At 61.9% G+C, this 21,144-nt stretch carries 21 protein-coding genes; 1 reads left to right on the plus strand and 20 read right to left on the minus strand.

Annotated features, from left to right (window positions below; genetic code table 11):
• Position 1: 1 nt before the first annotated feature.
• The 16 genes from AC2YB9_RS15940 to AC2YB9_RS16015 all read right to left on the minus strand — a co-directional run bounded on the left by AC2YB9_RS15940 (position 2) and on the right by AC2YB9_RS16015 (position 14,000).
• Positions 2-973, minus strand: a complete 972-nt coding sequence (locus AC2YB9_RS15940) for an MCE family protein (RefSeq protein ID WP_487266344.1) — start codon at positions 971-973, stop codon at positions 2-4.
• Entirely contained in the window at positions 970-2,028 is a 1,059-nt protein-coding gene (locus tag AC2YB9_RS15945; RefSeq protein ID WP_487266345.1) for an MCE family protein, read from the minus strand. The genes AC2YB9_RS15940 and AC2YB9_RS15945 overlap by 4 nt, the downstream gene beginning before the upstream one ends.
• Positions 2,025-3,212, minus strand: a complete 1,188-nt coding sequence (locus AC2YB9_RS15950; RefSeq protein WP_487266346.1) for an MCE family protein — start codon at positions 3,210-3,212, stop codon at positions 2,025-2,027. Before AC2YB9_RS15950 ends, AC2YB9_RS15945 begins: the two co-directional genes overlap by 4 nt.
• A complete protein-coding gene (locus AC2YB9_RS15955; protein WP_487268629.1) occupies positions 3,176-3,964 on the minus strand; it encodes an MlaE family ABC transporter permease in 789 nt (262 codons plus the stop codon). The genes AC2YB9_RS15950 and AC2YB9_RS15955 overlap by 37 nt, the downstream gene beginning before the upstream one ends.
• A gap of 24 nt (positions 3,965-3,988) precedes the next feature.
• A complete protein-coding gene (locus AC2YB9_RS15960) occupies positions 3,989-4,768 on the minus strand; it encodes an MlaE family ABC transporter permease (protein WP_487266347.1) in 780 nt (259 codons plus the stop codon).
• A 152-nt stretch (positions 4,769-4,920) separates the two neighbouring features.
• Entirely contained in the window at positions 4,921-6,318 is a 1,398-nt protein-coding gene (locus AC2YB9_RS15965; protein WP_487266348.1) for an NADH-quinone oxidoreductase subunit N, read from the minus strand.
• Positions 6,315-7,847 (minus strand): complex I subunit 4 family protein, encoded by a 1,533-nt coding sequence (locus tag AC2YB9_RS15970; RefSeq protein ID WP_487266349.1) that lies wholly within the window; start codon positions 7,845-7,847, stop codon positions 6,315-6,317. The genes AC2YB9_RS15965 and AC2YB9_RS15970 overlap by 4 nt, the downstream gene beginning before the upstream one ends.
• The gene (locus tag AC2YB9_RS15975; protein ID WP_487266350.1) at positions 7,844-9,541 is read right to left on the minus strand and encodes an NADH-quinone oxidoreductase subunit 5 family protein; all 1,698 of its coding nucleotides are present in this window, start codon (positions 9,539-9,541) and stop codon (positions 7,844-7,846) included. Before AC2YB9_RS15975 ends, AC2YB9_RS15970 begins: the two co-directional genes overlap by 4 nt.
• Complete coding sequence (gene nuoK, locus AC2YB9_RS15980) at positions 9,538-9,840, minus strand: NADH-quinone oxidoreductase subunit NuoK (protein ID WP_487266351.1); 303 nt, start codon at positions 9,838-9,840, stop codon at positions 9,538-9,540. The genes AC2YB9_RS15975 and nuoK overlap by 4 nt, the downstream gene beginning before the upstream one ends.
• Complete coding sequence (locus AC2YB9_RS15985) at positions 9,840-10,340, minus strand: NADH-quinone oxidoreductase subunit J family protein (RefSeq protein ID WP_487266352.1); 501 nt, start codon at positions 10,338-10,340, stop codon at positions 9,840-9,842. Before AC2YB9_RS15985 ends, nuoK begins: the two co-directional genes overlap by 1 nt.
• Complete coding sequence (locus AC2YB9_RS15990; protein ID WP_487266353.1) at positions 10,337-10,900, minus strand: NuoI/complex I 23 kDa subunit family protein; 564 nt, start codon at positions 10,898-10,900, stop codon at positions 10,337-10,339. Before AC2YB9_RS15990 ends, AC2YB9_RS15985 begins: the two co-directional genes overlap by 4 nt.
• Positions 10,897-11,856: an NADH-quinone oxidoreductase subunit NuoH gene (nuoH, locus tag AC2YB9_RS15995; RefSeq protein ID WP_487266354.1), complete on the minus strand. Its 960-nt coding sequence runs from the start codon at positions 11,854-11,856 to the stop codon at positions 10,897-10,899. Before nuoH ends, AC2YB9_RS15990 begins: the two co-directional genes overlap by 4 nt.
• Positions 11,849-12,385: an NADH-quinone oxidoreductase subunit C gene (locus tag AC2YB9_RS16000; protein WP_487266355.1), complete on the minus strand. Its 537-nt coding sequence runs from the start codon at positions 12,383-12,385 to the stop codon at positions 11,849-11,851. The genes nuoH and AC2YB9_RS16000 overlap by 8 nt, the downstream gene beginning before the upstream one ends.
• Entirely contained in the window at positions 12,382-12,969 is a 588-nt protein-coding gene (locus AC2YB9_RS16005) for an NADH-quinone oxidoreductase subunit B (protein ID WP_487266356.1), read from the minus strand. The genes AC2YB9_RS16000 and AC2YB9_RS16005 overlap by 4 nt, the downstream gene beginning before the upstream one ends.
• Positions 12,957-13,325 (minus strand): NADH-quinone oxidoreductase subunit A, encoded by a 369-nt coding sequence (locus AC2YB9_RS16010; protein WP_487266357.1) that lies wholly within the window; start codon positions 13,323-13,325, stop codon positions 12,957-12,959. The genes AC2YB9_RS16005 and AC2YB9_RS16010 overlap by 13 nt, the downstream gene beginning before the upstream one ends.
• Before the next feature lie 75 nt (positions 13,326-13,400).
• Positions 13,401-14,000, minus strand: a complete 600-nt coding sequence (locus AC2YB9_RS16015; RefSeq protein ID WP_487266358.1) for a class I SAM-dependent methyltransferase — start codon at positions 13,998-14,000, stop codon at positions 13,401-13,403.
• Positions 14,001-14,123: 123 nt separating this feature from the next.
• Here AC2YB9_RS16015 and rarD point away from each other — a divergent pair, with 123 nt between their 5' ends.
• Positions 14,124-15,032 (plus strand): EamA family transporter RarD, encoded by a 909-nt coding sequence (gene rarD, locus AC2YB9_RS16020; RefSeq protein ID WP_487266359.1) that lies wholly within the window; start codon positions 14,124-14,126, stop codon positions 15,030-15,032.
• 37 nt (positions 15,033-15,069) lie between these two features.
• Here the strand turns inward: rarD and AC2YB9_RS16025 are convergent, their stop codons facing one another.
• From AC2YB9_RS16025 to nuoL, 4 genes are read right to left on the minus strand one after another with little or no spacing between them, the layout of a single operon-like run.
• Positions 15,070-16,062, minus strand: a complete 993-nt coding sequence (locus tag AC2YB9_RS16025) for a polyprenyl synthetase family protein (RefSeq protein WP_487266360.1) — start codon at positions 16,060-16,062, stop codon at positions 15,070-15,072.
• A 25-nt stretch (positions 16,063-16,087) separates the two neighbouring features.
• Positions 16,088-17,695 (minus strand): NADH-quinone oxidoreductase subunit NuoN, encoded by a 1,608-nt coding sequence (nuoN, locus tag AC2YB9_RS16030; RefSeq protein ID WP_487266361.1) that lies wholly within the window; start codon positions 17,693-17,695, stop codon positions 16,088-16,090.
• Entirely contained in the window at positions 17,692-19,224 is a 1,533-nt protein-coding gene (locus AC2YB9_RS16035) for an NADH-quinone oxidoreductase subunit M (protein WP_487266362.1), read from the minus strand. Before AC2YB9_RS16035 ends, nuoN begins: the two co-directional genes overlap by 4 nt.
• Positions 19,221-21,140: an NADH-quinone oxidoreductase subunit L gene (nuoL, locus tag AC2YB9_RS16040; RefSeq protein ID WP_487266363.1), complete on the minus strand. Its 1,920-nt coding sequence runs from the start codon at positions 21,138-21,140 to the stop codon at positions 19,221-19,223. The genes AC2YB9_RS16035 and nuoL overlap by 4 nt, the downstream gene beginning before the upstream one ends.
• Positions 21,141-21,144 lie beyond the last annotated feature (4 nt).

The following is a 21,144-nucleotide window of genomic DNA, read 5'->3' on the forward strand; positions in this document are numbered from 1 at the left end:
GTCATTTCCTTCCAAGCATCGGCTTGTCGGGAATGTTGGCGATGTACGAGTCGAACCACGGGCCGCTGCCAATCGTGTTGACGAAGACCTTGGTGAACGCCGCAAGATTGTGCAGCGTTTTGCCCAATTGTTCCTGCCGATCGGACAACAACTTCGTGACCTTCTCAAGATTCTGCAGCGCCGGACCGATCTGTTTTTTGTTGTCCCGCACCAAGCCGTGCAGTTGTTTGGCCAAGTCATCGGTATGGCTGATGAGCGCACGCAACGTCTCGCGCCGGTGATCAATTTCAGCGAGGAATTTCGACGCCTCAGTGATCAGCGCAGCGATGTCCTTCCGTGAGCCGTCGAGCGAAGCGGTCAGTGTTTGGGAGCGCTGCAGCAGTTGGCGAACCTCCGCATCACGCGATGCGATTGAACGGGATACCGCGGACAGCCCGCTCACCGCGGCCCTGACATCACTCGATGATCCGCGGAACGTGTCAGCCACGGCGGTGAGTGCCTTCTCCAGCTCGCCGGAGTCGATCGGTTCAACGGTCTCGGTCAAGTCCCCGAACGCGGCAACGACGTCGTATGCCGGCTGGGTACGAGCGAGCGGGATCGGTCGATCCCTATCGATATTTCCTGAACCGCGCGGGCGGACTTCGAGGTACTTTTTGCCGAGTAGGTTGCCGGCGCCAATGGCTGCGGAAGTCTGCACGCCGAGCCGTGCCTTTGAGTCGACGATGAACGTGGCGATCACCCGACGATGGCCCATTTTCAGATCAGTCACCGATCCAACATCGACACCGGCTATCTCAACGCGATCGCCAACCTTCAACCCACTCGCATCAGAGAACTCAGCAGTCATGGTGTGCCCACCGACGCCGATGAACGGCAGCGATGAGGCCCGGAAGGAGCCGACCACGATGAGCGCCAACAAGGCCAGTCCGATCAGCGCGGCGACCGCAGGATTGCGCCGCAATGTCGAGGTCATGACGCACACCGCTTCGCCGAATCGACAAGGACAATGCCATCGAGCAGCTTATTCAGTTGCGCATCAAGGTAGCTCGAGCCGACGCCGGTCCGCACCTTAACGGAGCAGACGTAATAGTTGAACCAAGAGCCGTAGGAAGCTGTGCGCGACAGCCGACTCAGTTTGTCCGGGAGATGGCTCAGCGCATGCTCGACCAACTTCGTATTCGCCGGACGGTTCAGCGTCTCGGCGACGCCGCGCAGGTGCGCGATGTCAGCCTTGACCGCCGGCCGATTGGCCTTCAATAGCCCGGCTGAGAGTTCGGTCATTGTGTCGATGTGGCCCAATGCCTTGCCGACGGTCTCTCGGTCCCGCGCCATACTCGTGGCAAATGTGGCGAGCTGCGAAATCAGGCCCTCGAGCTGTTGATGTTTGGTCGCCACGAGACCGACCGTCGTGTTGAGATTTGAGATCACGCTGCCGATCACCTGATCGTTGTCGGCCAGTGTTGAGGTCAGCGACGCGGTTCGGGCGATCAGATCACGGACCGTCGGCCCATCACCTTGGAAGGTCTTCACAATGTCGAGGGCCAAGTCGTTGACATCATTGGGCGAGAGCGCGGCGAATAACGGTTTGAAACCATTGAGCAGGACGTTGAGATCAAGCGCTGGGCTCGTACGTGTGACCGGAATGGATTGGGCGACGGGCTGGGGGCGGTCAACGGAGCCGTCGTCAATCAGTTCGACATAGCGGTCGCCGACCAAATTGAGATATCGGATTTCGACCTTCGTGACGGTGCTGAGCGCCAAATCCTGCTCGACGCTGAAGCGCACCCTGGCTTTGGCGTCGCGAGTGACTTCAACCGCGCCTACCTTGCCGACCTTCACCCCGGCGACACGGATGTCATCGCCGACTTTCAAGCGACTGGCATTGGTGAAGAGCGCGACATAATCACGCGTCGGAGTCGACGTCCCCAACGGCCGGATTGTGGCCGCGATCGTCACCGTGACGGCGATCGACACCAGCGCGAAGATGATCAGTTTAAGACCGGGCCGGCGCACGTCAGTCGTATTCATGGCCTCGCTCCGACCGACTCGCCACCGAGCATCAGCCCCATGAGATTGGCACTCGACTTACCGACGCCGTCATTGAGCTGAACTGCTGGATACGGCACCTGTGGATCAGGTAGCCCTCGGCACGACGGACCCGTGCCGACGTCGCCGAACTTCAGCGCATCCTGACGGCTATAGCCGGGCTTCTGAGTTCCTACCGTGAAGTCGCCCTGAATAGATCCATCGACAACCTGTGCTGCGGCCAGCTCACCATTGGTTTTGAAGCCTTCAAGCACGCAGACCAGCTCCGGCGAGTATTCCGCGAGAAGTTCGACTGTGGGCCTGGCCAGACGTGCTGACTCAGCGATATTGACTTGGTTGGCACGCAGCAGGCGCTCGCCAACGGTCGACACAGCAGTAACATTTTTGAAGAAACCGGCCAGGTCTCCGTTGCGCTGATTCAGGGTCCGAAAGGTAGTGGTCAGATTGCCGGTCGTCGCCAACAGATCGGGCGCAACATCGGCATACTGCCCGCTGACCGTGGACAGCAGCGAAAGATCGCGCTCGAATTCTGGCGTGAGCCCGTTGAGCGAGCCGAGATAGGGGCCCGCGGAGTTGATCAGGCCCCCGAGCTTTTGGCCACGGCCATCGAGCCCCGTCGAAAGCGCGGACAGCGTCTTCGCCAAGTCGGCCGGCTCGACTGCCGTCAGGACCGGTTCAAGCCGATTGAGCACGTCGGTCAGTTCCGCGGACTTGGCCGTCCGATCCTCGCGCAGCGTCGCGCCATCCTCAAGATGGCCGGTTGCCGGGTCGGCGCTCGAATTCAATTCGACGAACTTCTGACCGAACAGAGTGGTCGGCAAGATGCTGGCTACTGCCGTCCGTGGGATCTTCTGCGCATCGGATCGATCGATCTGTATCGCGATCCGAGCACCCGATGATCCAGTCGATACCCGCGAAACACGGCCGACAATCGCGCCATTCATCCGGACATCACCACCCACATTGAGTTGGCTGCCCGCATTACCCGCGTCGATCTGAACGGTGATGTGATCAGTGAAAACCTTGTTATACGAAGCGATCGACGCCCAGATAAGCACTGCCAAGACCGCGAGATAGACGATCCCCAGCCCTTGCAGCCGGAACGATTCGGCACGTGACTCGGCCCGGATCATCCAGTTATCCGTACGGTCGTGGTCGATCCCCACACGGCGAAGCTAATAAAGAAGTCCGACATCGTGAGCGCGACGATCGACGTACGGATCGCTCGGCCCACAGCAACCCCGACACCAGCCGGACCGCCAGTCGCAAAATAGCCGTAGTAACAGTGAATCAAGATGATCGCGATCGCGAAGACGATGACCTTCGCAAATGACCACAAAACGTCAACTGGTGCGAGGTACTGGAGGAAGTAGTGGTCGTACGTTCCGGTTGACTGACCGAAATAGCCGGTCGTGACAGTCCGGGTCGCCAAATATGACGAGAAGAGCCCGATCGCATACAGCGGGACAACCGCGAGGACCGCCGCGATCATCCGTGTGGTGACAAGGAACGGAATCGAGGGCAACCCCATGACCTCGAGTGCATCGACTTCTTCGTTGATCCGCATGGCGCCAAGTTGGGCGGTGAATCCACAACCGATGGTCGCGGCAAGAGCGATCCCCGCGATCAGGGGTGCGGCCTCGCGCGTATTGAAGTAGGCCGACAGGAAGGCGGAGAAGTTGGTGGCGCCGAGCTGATCCAGCGAGGCATGGCTCTGCAGCCCGACTTCCGCGCCGACGGCGAAGGACAGGGCCACCATCACACCGACAGTCCCGCCAACGATTGCGAGGCCGCCGCGGCCAAAGGCCACATCGGACAGGATGCTGAGAACTTCACGGCGATAGTTCCGGAGGGCACGTGGTGTCCAGGCGACCGAACGCCCATAGAACCGGAGTTGATGGCCAAATTGTTCCAACATCGCGGCCGGCGTCGGAATGCTCACTCAGGACCCCTGCGGAAACAGTTGGAAGTACGCGACGCTCAGGATGTAGTTGCAGGTGAACAGCAGGAGGAATGAGACAACGACCGCCTCGTTGACGGCCTGGCCGACGCCTTTCGGGCCACCACTGGCACGTAGGCCCTTGAACGAGCCGACAAGCGCTGCGATCATGCCGAAGATCATGCCCTTGAACAGGCTGGCGTACAGATCTGGCATCGTCGCCAGTTGGCGGAATGATTCGACATACACACCCGGCGTCCCATGTTGCAGGACCACGTTGAAGAAGTAGCCGCCGCCGATCCCGACTCCCATGACGAGGCCGGTGAGCAAGGTCGCGACAACCATCGCTGCAACGACACGCGGCAGCACGAGGCGATGGATGACGTTGATGCCCAGCACTTCCAAGGCGTCGATTTCTTCACGGATCTTGCGTGAGCCGAAATCTGCGCAAATCGCGGAGCCGCCAGCGCCAGCCAGCAACAGGGCGGTGGCGATTGGGGCACCTTCGCGCAGGATCGCGACTACTGATGCGGCCCCAGCGAAACTTTGTGCCCCAAGCTGCTGAGTCAGGCTGCCCACCTGAAGCGCAACGACCGCGCCGAGCGGTATCGAGACCAGCGCGGTCGGCACGATCACCACGCTGGCGATGAACCAGGCCTGCTGCAGCGCCTCGCGCAGATGAAAGGGCCGCTTGCCGATCGCCAAGACAACGTCGAAGACGAACACGAAGAACTCACCGATCGGATCAAGCGCACTCTTCGTGCGAACGCCCAGCGCCGTCATAGTCCTCCTGCACGGTCAACCCTCACACCGCCAACGATGCGGGTTCAATTCGGTCACGCCATGCACGTGTTTCCGTCGCGACGTGTGACCGGCACCACGGCTCGGTCGAGTTACCATACCATACGGTACGGTCGCGCACTAGGCCGTTGAAATCAGGGCAGATGGGCAAGCAGGAGGTCTGGCCAGATGCTCAGCGCAACGAGCCCGACCAGACCCAGCAGCACGCCGGTGCGGGCAATACGGACCGCATACGGCGGGGACGGACTCACGTATGCGGCTTCGGTCGGCGGCTCGAACACGATCACGAACAACCGCAGGTAGTAGACCAGACCGAGCGCAACATTGGCCGCCATGATGACTGCGAGGATGAGGTAGTCGCCCTCGACCACTGGCTTGAGCACGATGTATTTGGTCAGCAACCCGATCACCGCCGGTGGGAAGCCCGCGAGCGTCAGCAACGAAAAGCCGAGCGCCAGGCCGAGCAGCAGGTCGGTGCGGCCGAGGCCACGCAAATCGTCAAAAGAGGTTCCGCCGCGAACCCGCAGCACGATCGCAAGGACGCCGAAGGCAACAAGATTGGCCAGCGCATAGACCGCCAGGTACTGGATCGGCGCGCTCAGTCCGTCACTGGTGAACAAACCGACCGACGGCGTGATCAGGAAACCCGCTTGCGCAATCGACGACCACGCGAGCATCCCGACGCCATCGCGTTGACGAATCGCGCCGATGTTGCCGATTGTCATGGTCAGGGTCGCGACGACCGCCATGAGCGGCAGCCACGCAGCAAACACATGCGGGAACGCCACCGCCAAGAGCACAAACAAGGCACCAAGCGCCGCTGCTTTGGACACCGCGGAGAGATAGCCTGCAACCGGCACCGTCGCGCCCACATAGGCGTCGGGGATCCACATGTGCAGCGGGACCGCGCCGAGTTTGAATAGGAATCCAACGAGCGTCAGCACGACCGCCATCGCGATCACAGCCTTGGGCATCGTACTGGCGGCGAGCGCTGAGTCGATCTTGCGATAATTCAGTGAGCCGGTGATCCCATAAATCAGCGAAACTCCCATCAGCATGATCGCGGTCGAGACGACCGAGGTCAGATAGAACGTCCAGGCGCCACGCGTTGCACGGCGATCCCCAGATCTCAGCCCGACGAGCGCGATCGACGGCAATGCGAGCAGCTCGAGCGAAACGAGCAATGTCACCAGATCCCGCGCCGTCACCATCGCGAGCGCGCCAGCAACCGAGGCGAGCAATAAGAAGTGATACTCCCCTGGCGGGATCGATTCCTCATAGTTCATGACCGCCGACAGCAACAAGACCAGCAAAGCGCCGAGCAGCACGATTAGTGACAGCGCGAATGAATAGCGATCCGGACCGCCGGTATGGAAAAGCTCAGCACCAGCAACAAGAACTGCGACGAACCCGGCAACTGCCGGCGCTGTCCAGGTCCGCTTGGGCCAGAACGCCTCCAACAGCAGCGCGACAATCGCGCCGACTGCGATGAGCATCGCCGGGCCGATGGCGACCCAATCGACGGGGATCATCGTGCCCCCACAATTGCCGCAACGGCCGGTTCGATGACACCCATCAACAGCCCCGGTGCGACGCCAAGGACCACGATCGCCAGCACGAGAACCCCGGCAACCGACTTTTCGGTGACGGTCAGGTCTCGATCGGCGCTCTGGGGTTCAGGTTCGCCTTGATTGAGAGCCCGTATGGCACGGGCAAAATAGGCCGTGGCCATGACGATCCCGATGGCGGCAATCGCCATTAAAGGCCAAGCCAGCGCCCGGTCGAGGACGCCCAGACCATATGCGGCGCGCAGGGACAACATCTCGCCCCAGAAACCGGCAAGCCCGGGCAGCCCGAGGCTCGCAATCGCCGCGAACGCAAACAATGCACCCAACTGCGGCGCACGCGCATACAGCCCGCGACCGATGGCTCGGAGCGAAGCGGTGCCGTAGCGCTCTTTGAGCCAGCCGGTGTTGAAGAACAGCAGTCCGGTGATCAGCCCGTGTGCGACTGAGCCGAACACCGCCGCGGCCAGGCCAACCGCGCTCATCGTGGACAGACCGAGGACGACGAATCCCATGTGGCCGATGCTCGAATAGGCAATCAACCGTTTGAGGTCGTCCTGCGCCAGACAGGCTAGGGCCGAGTAGATGATGCCGACAACACCGGCGATCGCCAGCGCGGGCGCGATGCGGGCGGTCTCGGCGGGCAGCAGGTCGACACACATCCGGATCAGGCCGTACGTGCCGAGTTTGAGGAATACGCCCGCGAGCAGCACCGAGCCGACAGTTGGCGCTTTGGCGTGAGCATCGGGTAGCCACGTATGCAGCGGAACGATCGGCGTCTTGACCGCGAAGCCCAAAGCAATCAGCGTCACCGCGAGCAGCCCGGTCGAGCCGCCAAGGCCGGTGGCCACGATGTCATCGATTTGGAGCGAACCGGCATCTAGGCCAACGATCACGAAGCCGACCAGCATCAGCGCCGAGCCCAGCACCGTAAACAGCAGGAACCTCGTGGCCGCGTGTCGCGCTGTCTCATCTGCTGGAACGTTCTTGGAACCCGACCCCTCACTGTGGTGACCCGACGGGCTGGCTGTGGAGCTCCCCCACCAGGCGATAACGAACCACATTGGGACCAGCGCCAACTCGAAGAAAATAAAGAAAAGCAGCAGGTCGAGCGAGACGAAAACGCCGATTGACGCGGCCGCGATGACGAGGATAAGCGCGATCAGCGGCGGCGTGCCGATGTCGCCCTCGGTCAGCGACACGCAGGCGAGCAGCGCCAGCAGCGCCGTCATCAACGCGAGCGGCCACGACACTCCGTCGAGACCGACATGGAAGTGGATCGCGAGCGAGTCGATCCAGCTCGCATCGAATTCATCGCGCCAGCGGGAGTCGCCCACGGCCCCGACGTTCCAGGCGAAGACCAGCAAAAGAAGCGTCGCACCCATCGTGGCCGCGCCGATCCAACCGGCGATTCGGGTTGAGATGGTGTTGCGGGCGAAGAACAATTGCAGCGCGACGAACATGGGCACCGCGATCGCGGCGGCAATTAGATTCATCCGCGGATCACCGCCACCAGTACGAAGACAGCGATGCCAACCACCAGCGCGGTCGCATAGCGCTGGACATTGTGCGACTGGGCCCGAGCCAGCAGGGCCGACCCGCGGTCCGACACCAACGCCACCGCACGCGAATAGGCATCGACCCCATCGCGATCGAAGTCCACAACACTGCGCGCCCCAAACCCGAACGCCGCCGGAACCCAGGCGGTATAGATCCGATCAAAGCGCGCCTCAGCGCGAAGCGGTCCCCATACCGCCGTCAGCGGGAGCCGCAGCCGTTGCTTGCGGACCCACCAGATCAGTCCGATGCCCGCAGCGGCTAGCACCGTGGTCAGCACACCGACGCCCAAATGGAACGGCTTGCCGATGCTCAGCGCGATCGTCACCACGGCCAACAACAGGATTGGCCACGTCATCGCCGCTGGCGCCTCATGTGCCTTCTGCTCGGGTCCGAAGAACACCTTCAGCCACAACCGCATCGAATAGGCGGCAGTGATCAGCGCCGTGACGAGTGCGACGAGCAGCACCAGCCAGGCGATGCCGCCGGAGACCGGTCCCGAGCCGTCGGTGGCATGGCGCGCGGCCTCGATGATCGCATCCTTGGTGAAGAACCCCGAGGTCGGAATGATGCCCGCGAGGGCTGCGAGTCCTACCGTTGTCGCAACGAAGGTCAGCGGCATGGCTCGGCGCAGCCCGCCCATCGCGGCGAGGTCGCTGGTGCCAACCGCATGCATCAAACAGCCAGCGGCCAGGAACAACAACGCCTTGAACGCACCATGGGACAGCAGGTGATCGATCCCGGCTTTGCGGTCACCCATCGCCAGACCGGCAAACATGTAAGCCAACTGGCTGACCGTCGACCAGGCCAAGATGCGTTTGACGTCAGCGCCGGTTAGGGCAAACAGCGCTGCCATGAACATTGTGAAGCAGGCAATGAGCGCAAGCGTCGTCATGACCGCCGCAGATGCCGCCATCAACGGCAACATGCGAGCCACCAGATAGACGCCAGCGGCCACCATGGTCGCGGCGTGGATCAGTGCACTGATCGGCGTCGGGCCAGGCATTGCATCGGGCAACCACGTGTGGAACGGGAACTGCGCCGACTTGCCAACGACCGCGAGCAACAGCAGGAAGCCTATGCCGGTCGCGTTTTGCGGCGGTGCCGCGAGCACCTCGGAGATCCGATAGGTCCCGTAGGTCTGGCCGATCGAGATGACACCGATTAGTAGGCCGAGATCGCCGAACCGGGTGATCAGGAAGGCTTTGACCGCACCGGCGCGCGCCGGTTCACGCTCCCAGTGGTGGCCGATCAGCAGGTAGGAGCAGATGCCCATGACTTCCCAGCCGATGAGTAACACGAACAGATCATCGGCGGCAACGACCGTGATCATGGCGAGCATGAACAGGTTGATAATCGTCGCGTATGAGCGATAGCGCCTGTCACCCGCGAGATAGGCGGTCGAATAGATCTGCACAAGCAGCGCGATGCCGACGGCTAGGAGCAGCAGCGCGGCGGCCATAGAGTCGATGTGGGTTGCGAGCGAAACACCCAAGAGGTCACCGCCCTGGACCCAAGTCCGTGTCGCGCCACTGGAGCTGCCGGTCCCGTCACCCAGATGCGGGATCGCCCAGATCGCCGTCAACAAGGCAATGACCGCGGTGAACGCTACTTGCGGCCAGCGGCGGCTCATGCGTCCGGTCCCGATGCATCGACATCGACTGTTCCGGTGCTGCGGAACAGCGCGAGAACGATTGCCAATCCGAGTCCGATCTCGGCTGCGGCCAGCGCGATTGAGAACAACGTCAGCACCTGGCCGGTATGGAGCTGGTCGGCGAACCATGCATCGAAGGCGACCAGATTGAGGTTGGCGGCATTCAGCATGATTTCAACGCCAAGCAGCATCAGGACCGCGTTGCGGCGGGCGAGGACCGCATACAGGCCGATACCGAACAACGCGGAAGACAGCAGCAGGGGATACATGAGCGGCATCAGCGGCGATCCCCCGATCGGGTCAGGACGATCGCGCCGACGAGAGCGGCAAGCAACACGACCGACAGCAGCTCAAAACCGAGGACCCAGTCGTGGAAGAGCGCGTCGCCGATCGAGTTCGCGCTGCCAATGCGATTGCCGTCGATTCGTTCGCCCTTGAAGCCGGCGATCATGGTCGCCGCGAGCGCGGCCGAGGCGGTGGTGCCCACGCCAACCGCGAGCCAACGGTTGCCGGTCTCGGTCGCCGAACCCGGGCCAACGGGCGCGCGCGTCAGCATCAGCGCGAAGATCAGCAGCACAACGATCGAACCAACATAGATGAGCACCTGGACCCACGCGACGAACTCGGCGGTGAGCAATAAGTAACAGCCGGCGATGCCACCGAGCGTCACGATGAGCCACAGCGCCGAATGCACCATCTGATCGGTCGACACCGACAAGAGCGCTGACAAGATCGTCAGCGCCGCAAACAGGATGAAGACGATTTGGGGCAGGGTCACTCTGCCGTCCCCGGGGCGTCGTCGGGCCGGATGAAGAGTTTTTCGACGGCAATTAACTCCTTGGCTGGCGCGGCGTGCGGGTCAAGTGCCTGCGGCGGCGGAACGGTCCACAACCACTCACGCAGCCGGTCCTTGTCATGGGTCAGATCAGTGATGTCAGTTTCGGCATACGCGAACTCCGGCGACCAGTGCAATGCATCGAAGGGACAGACCTCGACGCAGATGCTGCAGTACATGCACAGTGAGTAGTCGATGTCGAAGCGGTCAAGAACGTTTTGGCTGCGCTCCCGGCCACCTTCAGCGGCGGCTGGGATCGTCTCTTTGTGTGAGTCGATGTAGATGCACCAGGCCGGGCATTCGCGCGCGCACAGCATGCACGACGTGCAGTTCTCCTCCTGCAGCGCGATGACGCCGCGGCTGCGTGGTGGCAGCTCAGGCTGGACTTCGGGATAGTGCGCGGTGACGCTGCGGTGGGTCAGGTTGTGCCAGGTGACCTTGAGCCCCTTCAACAGGCCAATGCCCCAGGGCTCCTTCGCCGGCGTAGGTGTCTGGTCGCTCATGCGATCAGCACCGCCACGACAGTCGTCAACACAAGTTGTGCCAGTGCCACGGGGACCAGAACCTTCCAAGCAAATGCGTTGAGTTGGTCTTCGCGCAGGCGCGGGTATGCGACCCGCACCCAAATCACGACGAAGGCGACCGCAGCGATCTTGAGCAGCGACCAGAGCCAGCCGAAGGTGTCCGAGAACGGTCCGGCCCAGCCACCGAGGAACAGGACCGTCGTCAGTCCACTCAGGACGACGATGCCGGCATATTCGGCGAGCAGAAACATCGCGAAGCGCATTCCACCGTATTCGGTCATCGGGCCCATGACGAGTTCCGAATCGGCGACCGGCATGTCGAATGGCGGGCGTTGCAACTCAGCAAGTCCGGCAGTGAAGAACACGAACAGTGCCGGCAGTTGCCACAGCAGCCACCATGGCTGCCAAGCATCGACGATCCCGGTCAGCGACAGTGTGCCGGCGGCCATTGCCACGCTTGCGGCGGACAGCACGAACGGCAGTTCGTAACTCATGAGTTGGGCGGCAACGCGCATACCACCCAACAGGCTGTATTTGTTGGCGCTCGCCCAGCCGCCCATCAGTGAGCCGAGCACGCCGACACTCATTGCGGCGAGGACGAAGAACAAGCCGAGATCGAGGTCTTGGCCGACGAGTCCGGGGCCTAGCGGGATGGCGATCATCGCGACGAGATAGGGAACGAGCGCGATCTGCGGGGCGAGCGCGAACACCCGTCGATCCGCAGCGGCGGGGATCGTGTCTTCCTTCTGGATGAATTTGACCCCATCGGCAAGCAATTGCGCCCAGCCGTGGAAGCCGCCGGCATACATCGGCCCGACTCGGCTCTGCATGTGTGCCATGGCTTTGTGTTCCATTTGGCCGACCATCAGCGGAAGCGTCAGGAACGCCGCCACGACGATGAGACAGCGCAACAAGATCTCGAGGAAGTCACCCATCAGGATCCTCACCTTCGGGAGCACGCTCGTCGGCCCAATCTTCAGGAACTCCGGGTGGCTTCATCCGGCGCCGGCTTGGCGACGCCCCATCGCCCTCGCCCGGCTCCTTCGCACCCGGCCACTGCTTCGCGACGCGCGCGGCAAGGACGAACTCTTTACGCAGCGGATTGCCCTCGAAACCGTCGGGCAGCAGCAGTGGCTCGAGCGGGGTGTCGTCAGTGCCAGTGAAGTTGATGCCGAACATCTCATAGGTCTCGCGCTCGTGCCACCCAGCCCCAGCGAACACATCAGTGACCGATTCGATCGCAGCACTTTCTCGATCGATATAGGTTGCGACGAGCAGATGATCTAGGGGCTTCAGTCGGGCGAGGTGGATGACGAGTCGGAAGCCCTCGGGATATTCATCGACTGCGGACAGCCAGTCAAAATAGGTGTAGCCCTGATCGCGCAGCGCTCGGATCGACGAGCGCCAGTCAGCGGATGTGACAACGCGATGGGGCGGACCGAAGGGGTTCGTGTCGAGGCTCATCGCGGTGCTTTCAACGTCGGACCGAGCAGCGATGTGACTGAGCGCGGCTTGGGCGCATAACGCTCGGCGAGGTTTTCCTGCGCGATCTTGTTCTGCAGCGTCACGATGCCGTTGAGCAATGCTTCAGGCCGGGGCGGGCAGCCCGGCACATACACATCGACCGGGATGATCTGATCGACGCCCTTCGTCACGCAGTAGGAGTCCCAATATGGCCCGCCGGAGTTGGCGCAGGAGCCGAAGCTGATGACGTATTTGGGCTCAGGCATCTGATCATAAAGCCGCTTAATCGCGGGCGCCATCTTGTCGGTCACGGTGCCGGACACCACCATCAGATCGGCCTGCCGCGGACCCGGGGCAAATGGGATGACGCCGAGGCGGATGAAATCGTGGCGTGACATCGACGTGGCAATGAATTCGATCGCGCAACAGGCGAGGCCGAAGTTGAACACCCAGAGTGAATAGCGCCGACCCCAGTTGAGCAGATAGCGGGCGGGTTTGGGCGCAAGGCTCGCACCCGCGCCCAGCGTCGGCGGGCTCTGGATCGGCGGGCCGATGGTCGGCATGTTGAGCGCTACTTGGTCCATGCAAGCACTCCTTTGCGCCAGGCATACACGAGGCCAACCGCGATGAACCCGATGAAAATGCCCATCTCGGCCACTGCCGCCCAGCCGATCGCGGCATAGACGACGGCCCAGGGGAAGAGGAACACCGCATCGACGGCGAAGATCACGTACAGGAACGCATACACGAAATAGCGCACATTGATTTGCGCCCAGCCGTCACCGACCGGATCGACGCCCGATTCGTAGGTGAGCAATTTTTCGTATGACGGAACGCTCGGCCGGAATAACCGGTTGGCGCCCATCATGGCCGCCGCGAGGCCGATGCCCACCACAATGATGACGCCGACGGCGGCATAGTCATCCAAGTAGTGGCGCATGGAAGCAGTCTAGGGATGTCCGCGGCTGCTGTCGGCCCTCCGAGCCGATTGTTCCTGTGGGTTTTCGCGCGGCGGTTAGGAAACCCGGATAAATGTGACCGCGAAGTCTGCGTCCGGTGTGAACGGCATCAGATCCCAGGTCGCGAAACGCTGTTCGATCTCGAGGCCAGCCGCCGCGAGATCGGCGTCGAATGCCTCGAGCGCATAGCCACGGTCGAGGCCGAACCCGACGACGATTCGTCCGCCGGTTCGTACGTGGCGGGCCAAGCCGCTCAGGATGGCCGATTCAGTGCCGGCGGCAACAAAGGTGATCACATTACCGGCCATGACCGCTGCGTCGAAAGGTTCTTCATGACCCGCCGCCGCAAGATCCAGAGTCGCAAGATCCCCGACCACCCATTCGGGCCCCGGATGATCCTCGGTGGCCGCGGCGATAAGTTCTGGATCGACGTCCACACCAACCACCCGGTGGCCGCGGGCAAAGAGCTCCGCACCGATCCGGCCGGGCCCACATCCCGCGTCGAGCAATCGCGATCCGGGCGCGACGACTGCGTCAATCAGTCGGGCCTCGCCGGCCAGATCCACACCCTCGCGGGCCATCTGGCGGAAGCGTTCGATGTACCACTGCGAGTGGCCTTCCTCGGTCTCGCTGAACCAGCGTGGGATGTCTGTCATAAACCCATGATCTCGCACCGGCGAAGCCGTGATTATGTCCCCATGACGCCACTCATCCGCGCGGACCGAATCCGCTCAGACCGTGCGGGAATAATTGGACGGCCGTGAGCGTAGTCTCCTGATGTGAAACAGTCTCGCGCGGGCATTGCCCTCGGCGCCGGTGCGTACTTGTGTTGGGGTTTCTTCCCGCTCTATTGGCCGCTCCTGGATCCGGCCAGCTCGCTCGAAGTGCTCGCCCATCGAGTGGTGTGGTCGCTGTTGTTCTGTGGGTTGTTACTGCTGGTCACATCCCGGTGGAAGACGTTCTGGACGATCTGGAAACAGCCTCGGCTGCTCGTCATCCTCGGTTTCGCATCCGTCTTTGTCGCAATCAACTGGGGGGTCTTCATCTATGCCGTGACGCATGATCACGTCATCGAGACATCACTCGGCTATTTCATCAACCCACTCGTCACGGTTCTGCTTGGCGTGTTCGTGCTGGGTGAAAGATTGCATCGCATGCAGTGGATCGCGGTCTCAGTTGGCGCTATCGCGGTTGTCATCCTAACCGTCGACTACGGTCGCCTGCCGATCATTGCGCTCGCCGTTGCGTTCTCCTTTGCCGGTTATGGTTTCCTCAAAAAGAAGGCCAACTTTGGTGCGATCGAGGGGCTCTCAATGGAGACTGCCCTGTTGGCTCCGGTGGCTCTGCTGTTCTTGATCTGGCTACAACTGCATGGATCGTTGGCGTTCGGGCATGCCGGCGTTTCGAATATGTTGCTGCTCGCACTGACCGGCGTCATCACAGCAATACCGTTGCTGATGTTCGGCGGCGCCGCAACGAGATTGTCGCTGACTACAATCGGCCTGTTGCAATACCTAGGCCCGATTGTGCAGTTCATCCTCGGCCTGCTCGTCTTCCACGAGACCATGACGTCCGCGCGTTGGATCGGCTTCTTCCTGGTCTGGATTGCCCTGGTCATCTTCACCTCGGACGCAGTGGCGGCCCATCGTCGTACGCTCCGCCAGTCCGCCGAAGCCCTCGCCCTCTAGCCGTGACAGTTTCCCACGGGCGGGCGGGGCGATGGGGTCAGGAGAGGCGGGTTGCCACGGCGTCGCAGAGCAACTCGAACGCGGCGCGAGCGGGCTGGTCGGGAAGTGTCACGAGCAATTTCCGCGCCGCATCCGATTCTGCCTGTACGTAGGCCCGCGCCTCATCCATCGCCGGATGTACGCGCAGGAGCGCAAGCGCCTCGGCGTGTTCGTCGTCATCGGTCAACGGCCTTGCGAGCAACGACAACAGCCGGGCATCGGCCGGATCGCTTGAGCGTATGGCGATCAGGGTCGGCAACGTCAAAACACCTTCACGCAGATCCGTGCCTGGCGTCTTGCCCGAATCATCGGTCTCGCTGCTGATGTCAATGATGTCGTCGCGCAATTGGAACGCTGCCCCGATGCGTTCGCCGAATTCGGCCAGCACATCCTGAACCGCCACGGGAGCATCGGCCATCATGGCGCCATAACGCGCCGAGGTCGCGATCAGGGAGCCCGTCTTGTCGGCCACAACGGACAGATAATGCTTAAGCGCATCGCCGTCACCGGGGCCGAGTGTCTCACGGATCTGTCCATGTACGAGCCGAGCAAATGTCTCGGCTTGAATCCGGACCGCGACTGGTCCGAGCGAGGAGACGACATAGGACGCCTGGGCGAATAGGAAGTCACCGACCAGGATTGCCAAGGAGTTGTCCCACCGCGCATTGGCGCTGGGCGCCCCGCGGCGAATATCGGCCTCGTCCATAACGTCATCGTGATAGAGCGTAGCCAGATGCGTCAGTTCGACGGCAACGGCCGATGGGACGACATCGGGGTTGAGCGGATCGCCGAACTCGGCAGCAAGCAGCGCAACAAGGGGCCGGAACCGTTTGCCGCCAGCATTCATCAGGTGGGCAGCGGCCTCGGCGACGAACTGCTCCGAGCTCTGGACGGCGACGGCCAACTGTTCCTCGGTGGCCGCCACGCCAGCATTCACCCGCGCTTCAAGTGCCGGGTCGTCAAATGAAACACCCAGGCTCAACACGGTCACGATCGATCTTCTCCTGCAGGTCTGGTCAGCGCACGAATGCGCCTGCGTGTTGCGCGAGCTCTAACAACGGGCCGGGGATGACGCCGAGTGCCAGAGTTGCCACAGCCGTTATGGCTACGACAACCGTAGTCAGTGGGGCGTGAACGACAACGGTCGGCCCATCGTCAATCGGATCGGTGAAGAACATCAGCACGATGACACGGATGTAGAAGTATGCAGCGATAGCACTGCTCAGGACGCCAATGACGACCAACGGCCAGGCGCCACCGGCATACGCGGCGCTGAAAACTGCCCACTTGCCGATGAAGCCCGCGGTCAACGGAATGCCAGCAAATGACAGCATGAACAGCGCAAAAGCACCGGCAATGTAGGGCGACTGTCGCCCGAGGCCAGCCCAACGTGACAGGTGAGTGGCTTCCCCACCACCATCTCGGACCAGCATCACGATCGCAAATGCGCCAATCGAAGCGAGCCCGTAAGCGATCAGGTAGAACACCACTCCGGAGAATGACGTGACGGTGTCGACACCCTTGACACCGATGTAGGCACCTTCAACGCCGACCAGAACGAACCCGGCGTGCGCGACCGAAGAATAGGCCAGCATACGTTTGACGTCGGTCTGCGGGATCGCGATGATCGAGCCGATCAGCATCGTGAGGACGGCGATGATCCAGATCGTCGGACGCCAATCCCAGGAAGAACCGCCGAAGGCGACAAACAGGATACGCATCAGCGCGACGAAGGCCGCAGTCTTGGTGCCGGCAGCCATGAAGGCGGTGACCGGTGAAGGCGCGCCTTGATAAACGTCTGGAGTCCAGGAGTGGAATGGTGCAGCGCTGACCTTGAACAGCAGGCCAACACAGAGCAGCGCAACCGAAACCAGCAACAGATTGTTGTCGCCGATTCGGTTGGTGACCGCGACGTTGATGTCCGCGAGGGTGAAGCTGCCCGCATAGCCGTAAGCAAGTGCGGCGCCATAGAGGAAGAACACCGACGAGAACGCACCGAGCAGGAAGTATTTGAGCGCGGCTTCCTGACTCAGCAGACGACGGCGACGCGACAGGCCGCACAGGAGATATAGCGGCAGGCTGATGACCTCGAGCGCAATGAACATTGTGAGCAGATCATTGGCAGAGGAGAAGAGCATCATGCCGGCGGTCGAGAACAACGCCAGCGGGAAGATCTCCGAGTGCTCGATATTCAACGCGATGGCTTCGGCTTCGCCAGCCGATCCCGGCGGGTCTGAGGCGCGGCCGGTGAATGAGCTCAGGCCGCCGTCGAGTTTGCGCTCGGCGAACAGCAGGATGCTCAAAATCGCGAACACCAGCAGCATGCCCCAAACGAAAACTGCGGGCCCATCGACAGATAGCGCGCCTTCAATTGCCAACTGGCCGCGAGCGGGAAGCCCGCCCTTGATGACATTGAGGTCAAGTCCCACCCAGATGGTGTCGGCGAGAGCAGCACCGAGGCCGACAACGGCGATAATCACCTGGACAGTGAAGCGGTGGCGGCGCGGCCAGAAGGCCTCGACCAACACACCGAGCATCGCGGCAGTGACCACGATCAGCAACGGCGCAATCAGCGAGTACTCGATCGTGGGCGCATCGATCACGGGAACGTCGTAGCCGATCACTTGCCAGCCCCCTCATTAGTAGCGATGCCGAGGTCAACGGCGGTGCGCGGTGGTGGATCGCCGATCCCGACATGCGTGGCGACGTCCTGGATGGCGGGGTTGATGACATTGAGCAGCGGCTGCGGGAAGAAGCCAAGTGCAACGATCAGCAGAACCGCGGGCGACAACGCCGCAATCTCACGCGGGCTCAAGTCATGTACGCCCTGATTGTCTTCGCGCAGCGGTCCGGTCATGGTCTTCTGGTACATGATCAGGATGTAGAGCGCGGCGAGCACGATGCCGATCACCGCAAACGAGCCCGCCCAGACCGAACGCGACAACGTGCCGGTCAGGACCATGAACTCAGAAACGAAGGGCGCAAGGCCAGGCAGAGACAAGCTCGAGAGTCCGGCCAGCAGGAAGATGCCCGCCGTGATCGGGGCGATCTTCTGAACCCCGCCGAAGTCGGAGATTTTGGCCGACCCGCGGCGCGCGATGAACATACCGGTGACGAGGAACAGCAATGCGGTCGAGAGCCCATGGTTGAACATGTAGAGCGTCGAGCCGGCCATCGACGTCGTCGTAAACACGAAGATGCCGAGCACGATGAAGCCGAAGTGCGAGACCGAGGTGAAGGCGATGAGTCGACGGATGTCGTCCTGACCCATCGCCAGCAGCGCCCCGTAGAGGATGCTGATCACGGCGAGAACAATGACGACCGGGCTGGCCCAGTCCGAAGCGTTCGGGAAGATGCCCAGGCAGAACCGGATCATCCCGAACGTGCCGATCTTGTCGATCACGCTGACCATCAGGACCGAAGTCGCTGGCGTACCGGCCGCACAGGCGTCGGACAGCCAGGTGTGCAGTGGCCACAGCGGCGCCTTGATCGCGAAGGCGATGAAGAAGCCGAGGAATAGCATCCGCTCGGTGTTGGTGCCCATGTCGAGATTCATCAGATCGGACAACAGATAGGTCGGGTTGCCGGCGCGCGATGTGACGACATACAGCCCGATCAGTGCAGCGAGCATCAAAAGCCCGCCGACCAGGTTGTAAATCAAGAACTTGACCGCGGCGTAGCTCCGGCCCGGCCCACCGAACGAGCCGATCAGGAAGTAGAGCGGGACGAGCGTCGCCTCGAACAGGATGTAGAACAAGAACACGTCGGTCGCCGCAAAGACGCCAATGGCAAGGCCCTCAAGCAGCAGCATCCATGCGAAGTAGGCGTTGTAGTCGGTCTTGCGCGGTAGCCGATCGCCCCAGGCCGCCAGGATCACGATCGGGGTGAGGACCGTTGTGAGCAGGATCAGCGTGACGCCGATGCCGTCGACGCCCAGCGAATAGTAGGCGCCGAATGGCTTGATCCAATCGTGTTTCTCGGCGAGCTGATAGCCCGAACCGCTGAGGTCGTACTGGGCCAACATCACGCAGGAGAGCACGAGGGTGATGAGAGAAGCCGCCAACGCGACGAACTTCGACGCATCTGTGCGCGGCATTACCGCGAGCAGGAGTGCGCCGACGATCGGGGCCGCGGCAAGGATCGTCAGGATCATGCGAGGTTCACCGCCAGGAGTGCGAGTACGACGAGGAATGCCCCGCCGAAGATGCCGAGCGCGTACGAACGCACGTAGCCGGTCTGAGTCTTGCGAAGTTGTGTTGCAGTATCACCAATTCGGTCGGCAAGTCCGGTGACGGCCCCGTCGACGAAGGTGGTATCGAGATAGACCAGCGCACGCGTCAGATGCCGCACAGGACGTACGACGACTGCGTCGTTGAACGCGTCACCGTAAAGGTCCCGCCGACCAGCACGGGCGAAGAACGAGACTTCGGCGTCGGCCGGGGTCTCGCCCACGACAGGTTCACGCAGGTAGATGGCCCAAGCAGCAGCCACACCGACTACGACGACCACCAAAATGATGAGCGTCAGAACGAACGCCGGAACCGCGAGTTCCTCGTGTGGGGCTTCCCCGACAACCGGCGCCAGCCAGTTTTGGATCCATCCGCCGATCACGAGCGCACCACCGAGTAGCGACAATGCGGCAAGCGCGATGAGTGGCCAGGTCATGACCTTTGGCGACTCATGCGGATCGACGTCTTTCTTCCAGCGCTGTTCGCCAAGGAACGTCATGATCATCATGCGCGTCATGTAGAACGCGGTGACTCCTGCGCCAAGCAGTGCGCCCAGACCGATCCAGAAGTTATGCGCGAACGCGGCCTCGATGATCTTGTCCTTGGAGAAAAATCCAGAGAAGCCCGGGAATCCAATGATTGCGAGATAGCCGAACGCGAACGTCAAGAAGGTGATCGGCATGGCCTTGCGCAAGGCACCGTAATGACGCATGTTGACGTCGTCATTCGTGCCATGCATGACTGAGCCAGCGCCAAGGAACATATTGGCCTTGAAGAAGCCGTGCGTGATCAGGTGGAAGATCGCGAAAGCATAGCCGGCCGGGCCGAGGCCTGCGCCGAGCATCATGTAACCGATCTGGCTCATCGTGGAGCCGGCGAGCGACTTCTTGATGTCGTCCTTGGCGCAACCGATGTAGGCACCGAACAGGACCGTGACCAGACCGACCGCGATGACCGCATTGCGTGCGACCTCGGAGGCGTCGTAGATGCCGGCGGAGCGAACCACGAGATAAACACCGGCAGTGACCATCGTCGCGGCGTGGATAAGGGCCGACACCGGAGTGGGGCCCTCCATCGCATCAAGCAACCAACTCTGCAGTGGAACCTGTGCGGATTTGGCGCAAGCGCCCCACAAGAGCAACAGCCCGAGTGCAGTGGCGACACCACCGGAAGCATTGCCGGCGGCCGTGTTGACACCCGAGATCGCGGTCGTGCCGAACTGCGCGAACATCAGCATGATCGCGAGCGACATACCGACATCGCCGACACGGTTGACGATGAAGGCCTTCTTGGCTGCGGCAGCGGCGGTGTTCTTGTGTTGCCAGAAGCCGATCAACAGGTAGGACGCCAGGCCGACACCTTCCCAACCAAGGAACAGGACCAGATAGTCGGCCGCGAGAACCAGCGTGAGCATCGAGGCCACGAACAGATTGAGATAGGCGAAGAAGCGCCGACGACGGTAGTCGTGCTCCATGTAGCCGATCGAATAGATGTGAATCAGCGTGCCGACACCGGTGATGAGCAGCACGAATAACGCCGATAACTGGTCGAAGGTGAACGCCATCTCCACGTGATAACGACCCGAGTCGATCCACGTGTAGAGATTTGTGGTCACGGACCGGTCGCCGCTGTCGCGACCCAGCAACTGGATAAACATAATGAGGCCAACCACGAACGCCGCCGCCGAAGCGAACGTCGCGATCAGGTGGCCGAATCGGTCGGACTTGGGGGCGCCTCCCTGCTTGGAGCGCAGCGGAAAGCTTGGGGGATTGCCCCACACCAGCAGCAATGCTGCGCTGGCAAGTGGAATGGCAATCGGGAGCCACATCAGCTCGAGCATGTCT

This window comes from Aeromicrobium changchenzhani (assembly GCF_057586615.1).